Origin of the sequence: Streptomyces sp. LS1784 (genome assembly GCF_020103755.1) — a bacterium.
GTDB lineage: Bacteria > Actinomycetota > Actinomycetes > Streptomycetales > Streptomycetaceae > Kitasatospora.
Window position 1 is genome coordinate 1 of the sequence record NZ_JAHSQD010000606.1, and the last position, 4750, is coordinate 4750.

General features: G+C 71.4%; 2 protein-coding genes. Both read right to left on the minus strand.

The annotated features are described in order from the left end of the window. The coding region (locus KS423_RS38785; RefSeq protein WP_224284434.1) for a serine/threonine-protein kinase at positions 1-1035 on the minus strand (1035 nt) is incomplete at its 3' end. Between the two features lie 302 nt (positions 1036-1337). Continuing rightward, positions 1338-4750, minus strand: a 3413-nt coding sequence (locus tag KS423_RS38790) for a multifunctional oxoglutarate decarboxylase/oxoglutarate dehydrogenase thiamine pyrophosphate-binding subunit/dihydrolipoyllysine-residue succinyltransferase subunit (RefSeq protein WP_224284435.1), incomplete at its 5' end; no start/stop codon positions are given.

Below are 4750 nucleotides of genomic sequence, written 5' to 3' on the forward strand. Positions count from 1 at the left end.
GGCCGGCGGCGGGGGAGTGGCCGGCATCGCGGGCAGCGGGGTCGGCGGGGTGGCGGGCGCGGCCGGCAGCGGGGTCGGCGGGGCCAGAAGGAATTGTTGCTGCGGGAGGTCGGAGCGACGGGTGATCTCGGTGTTGACCTCGCGCGGCAGCCAGTCGTCGCCGAACCGCAGCTGGCCGCCGACCTCCGGGTGGTTGCGGGCGACCTGGATGATCTCGGCGGGCGTGGGGCGGTCCTCCGGGGACTTCGCCAGACAGCGCTGGACCAGCTCGCGCAGGTCCGCCGGGACGCCCGTGAGGTCCGCCTCCTCGTGCACCACCCGGTAGAGCACCGCGGTGTCCGGGCCGTCGCCGAACGGCGCGGTGCCGCCGGCCACGTATGCGGCCAGGGCGCCGAGCGCGAAGACGTCGGTGGCCGGGGTGACCGGGCGGCCCTGGGCCTGCTCGGGGGACATGAAGGCGGGGGAGCCGATCCGGTAGCCGGTGCCGGTCAGGGCGGTGGCGTCGGCGGCTCGGGCGATGCCGAAGTCGATCACCCGCGGGCCGTCCCCGGCGACCAGCACGTTGGCGGGCTTGAGGTCGCGGTGGACCACCTCGACGCTGTGGATCGCCTGGAGGGCCTCGGCGATGCCGCCCATCAGCAGCAGCACGGTGCGCACCGGCAGTGCGCCGTTCTCGCGCACCACCTGCTGCAGGGACGGGCCCGGGACGTACGCGGTGACCAGCCAGGGGGCGTCGCCGTCCAGGCCGCCGGAGTCGATCACCTGCGCGGTGTAGAGCCCGTGGATGCGCTGGGCGTTGCTGACCTCCTGCGCGAAGCGGCGGCGGAACTCGCCGTCCTCGGCGAACTCCGGGCGCACCACCTTGAGCGCGACCGGGCGCCCGCCCGGGGTGTAGGAGAGGTAGACCCGGCCCATGCCGCCGGCGCCCAGCCGGGCGAACAGCCGGTAGCCGCCGACCTCCCGGGGGTCGTCCGGGAGGAGCGGCTGGAAGACCGGTGGGAGCTTGCCGGCGTCCCGAGGCGTGTCGGCGGTCATGTGGTGATCCCCCTGGGAGAGCGGTGAGGTGGTACGGCCGTGGCGGCCGGGCGCGCTGACGGGCGCCGGGGCTGCCGGACGGCGAGGCATAACCTATCGACCCGTCAGGATCCCGTGCACCGCGGTTCCGGTTTGGTTGCAGAGCTGGGACCTAACGGGCGGGGAGCACGAACGCAGGGCGGGGAGCACGAACGCGGGGCCGGGAGCACGAACGCGGGGCCGGGAGCGCGAACGCCCGCGGCCCCGCCCTCCCGGTGGGGAGGACGGGGCCGCGGGCGTGGAAGGCGCGGGGCTTCAGCGCGTCAGAGCGCGAAGACCTCCTCGACCAGCGCCTGCTGCTCGGCGGCGTGCCGCTTGGCCGAGCCGACCGCCGGGGACGAGGCCGCCGTGCGGGCGACGCGGCGCAGACGGGCGTCGCCGCCGCTGCGGCCGATGACGACCTGCAGGTGGTCGACCAGGTTCATCGCGATGAACGGCCAGGCGCCCTGGTTGGCCGGCTCCTCCTGCGCCCAGACGAACTGGACGTTGTCGCCGTAGCGGGCCAGCTCCTCCTGGAGCTCGGCCACCGGCAGCGGGTAGAGCCGCTCGACCCGGACGATCGCGGTGTCGGTGACGCCGCGCTCGGTGCGGGCCGCCTCCAGGTCGTAGTAGAACTTGCCGGCGGTGATGACCACCTTGCGGACCTGCGCCGGGTCGACGGTGCTGTCGCCGATGACCGGGCGGAACGAGCCGGACAGGAACTCCTCGGTCGCACTCGCCGCGGCCTTCAGACGCAGCATCGACTTCGGGGTGAAGACGACCAGCGGCTTGTGGTGCGGGTTGTGCGCCTGCCAGCGCAGCAGGTGGAAGTAGTTCGACGGCAGGGTCGGCATGGCGACCGTCATGTTGTTCTGCGCGCACAGCTGGAGGAAGCGCTCCGGGCGGGCGGACGAGTGGTCCGGGCCCTGGCCCTCGTAGCCGTGCGGCAGCAGCAGGGTGACGCCGGAGTGCTGGCCCCACTTCTGCTCGGCGGAGGCGATGTACTCGTCCACCATGGTCTGCGCGCCGTTGACGAAGTCGCCGAACTGCGCCTCCCACATGACCAGCGCGTTCGGGCGGGTCAGCGAGTAGCCGTACTCGAAGCCCATGGCCGCGTACTCCGACAGCAGGCTGTCGTAGACGGTGTAGCGGGCCTGGTCCTCGGTGAGGTACTGCAGCGGGGTGTAGTCCTCGCCGGTCTTGCGGTCGATCAGGACGGCGTGCCGCTGGCCGAAGGTGCCGCGGCGGCTGTCCTGGCCGGCCAGGCGGACCGGGTGGCCCTCCATGAGCAGCGAGCCGATGGCGAGGGTCTCGCCCATCGCCCAGTCGATGGTGTTGTCCTCGACCGAGCCGGCGCGGCGCTGCAGCTGCGGCAGCAGACGCGGGTGGACGGTCAGCCAGTCCGGCAGGTTGACCTGGGAGGCGGCGATCCGCTTGACCATCTCCTGGGAGATGCCGGTCCGGATGGAGACCGGGAAGTCGGCGACCGGCTTGCCCGTGGTGGCGTCGGCCGGCGCCTGGGCCGCGTCGCGGACCTCGGCGAAGACCTTCTCCAGCTGGCCCTGGAAGTCCTGGAGCGCCTGCTCCGCCTCTTCCATGGTGATGTCGCCGCGACCGATCAGGCCCTCGGTGTACAGCTTGCGCACCGAGCGCTTCTTGTCGATCAGGTCGTACATCAGCGGCTGGGTGAACGACGGGTTGTCGGCCTCGTTGTGACCGCGGCGGCGGTAGCAGATGAGGTCGATCACCACGTCCTTGTGGAACTCCTGGCGGAACTCGAAGGCGAGCCGCGCGACGCGGACCACGGCCTCCGGGTCGTCGCCGTTCACGTGGAAGATCGGGGCCTCGATCATGCGGGCCACGTCGGTGCAGTACATCGAGGAGCGCGAGGACGCCGGGGCGGCGGTGAAGCCGACCTGGTTGTTCACCACGACGTGCACGGTGCCGCCGGTGCGGTAGCCGCGCAGCTGCGACATGTTGAGGGTCTCCGCGACGACGCCCTGGCCGGCGAAGGCCGCGTCGCCGTGGATCTGGATCGGCAGCACCGGGAAGGTGGTGCCGCCCTGGTCCAGGATGTCCTGCTTGGCGCGGGCGATGCCCTCGACGACCGGGTCCACGGCCTCCAGGTGGGAGGGGTTCGCGGCGAGCGAGACCTTGATGGTCTCGCCGTCCAGGCCGGTGAAGGTGCCCTCGGCGCCCAGGTGGTACTTGACGTCGCCGGAGCCGTGCATCGACTTCGGGTCGAGGTTGCCCTCGAACTCGCCGAAGATCTTGCCGTACGGCTTGCCGACGATGTTGGCCAGCACGTTCAGGCGGCCGCGGTGGGCCATGCCGATGACGGCCTCGTCCAGGCGGTGCTCGGCGGCGGCGTCGATGGTCGCGTCCAGCAGGGCGATCAGCGACTCACCGCCCTCCAGCGAGAAGCGCTTCTGGCCGACGTACTTGGTCTGCAGGAAGGTCTCGAAGGCCTCGGCCGAGTTCAGGCGGCGCAGGATGCGCAGCTGCTCCTCGCGCTCCGGCTTCGCGTACGGCTTCTCCAGGCGCTCCTGCAGCCACTTGCGCTGCTTCGGGTCCTGGATGTGCATGTACTCGATGCCGACGGTGCGGCAGTAGGTGTTGCGCAGCAGGCCGAGGATGTCGCGGAGCTTCATCATCTTGTGGCCGCCGAAGCCGCCGACCGCGAACTCGCGCTCCAGGTCCCACAGGGTGAGACCGTGCTGGACGACGTCCAGGTCGGGGTGCTTGCGCTGCTTGTACTCCAGCGGGTCGGTGTCGGCCATCAGGTGGCCGCGGACCCGGTAGGAGTGGATGAGCTCCATGACGCGCGCGGTCTTGTTGACCTCGTCGTCGTGGGTGGTGGCGACGTCGGTGGCCCAGCGGACCGGCTCGTACGGGATCCGCAGCGACTCGAAGATCTCGTCGTAGAAGCCGTTCTCGCCGAGCAGCAGGCGGTGGATCTCGCGCAGGAACTCGCCGGACGCCGCGCCCTGGATGACGCGGTGGTCGTAGGTCGAGGTCAGCGTCATGATCTTGGAGACGCCCAGGCGGGACAGGGTCTCCGGGGCGGAGCCCTGGAACTCGGCCGGGTACTCCATGGCGCCGACGCCGACGATGGTGCCCTGGTTCTGCATCAGGCGCGGCACGGAGTGCACGGTGCCGATGCCGCCGGGGTTGGTCAGCGAGACCGTGACGCCGGTGAAGTCGTCCATGGTCAGCTTGTTGGCGCGGGCCCGGCGGACGATGTCCTCGTAGGCCTGCCAGAAGCCGAAGAAGTCGAGCGTCTCGGCCTTCTTGATCGCCGCGACGACCAGCTGGCGGTCACCGTTGGGCTTGACCAGGTCGATGGCCAGGCCGAGGTTGACGTGCTCCGGCTTGACCAGGAAGGCCTTGCCGTCCTCCACCTTGTAGCTGTGGTTCATGCCCGGGGCGGCCTTGATGGCCTGGACCAGGGCGTAGCCGATCAGGTGGGTGAAGGAGACCTTGCCGCCGCGGGCGCGCTGCAGGTGGTTGTTGATGACGATGCGGTTGTCGATCAACAGCTTCGCCGGCACGGCGCGGACCGAGGTCGCGGTCGGCACCTCCAGCGAGGCGTCCATGTTGCTGGCGACGGCCTTCGCCGGGCCGCGGAGCTGGACCAGCTCGGGGCCGGCAGTGGCGGCGGGCGCGGCCGGCGCCGGGGCGGCGGCCTTGGGGGCCG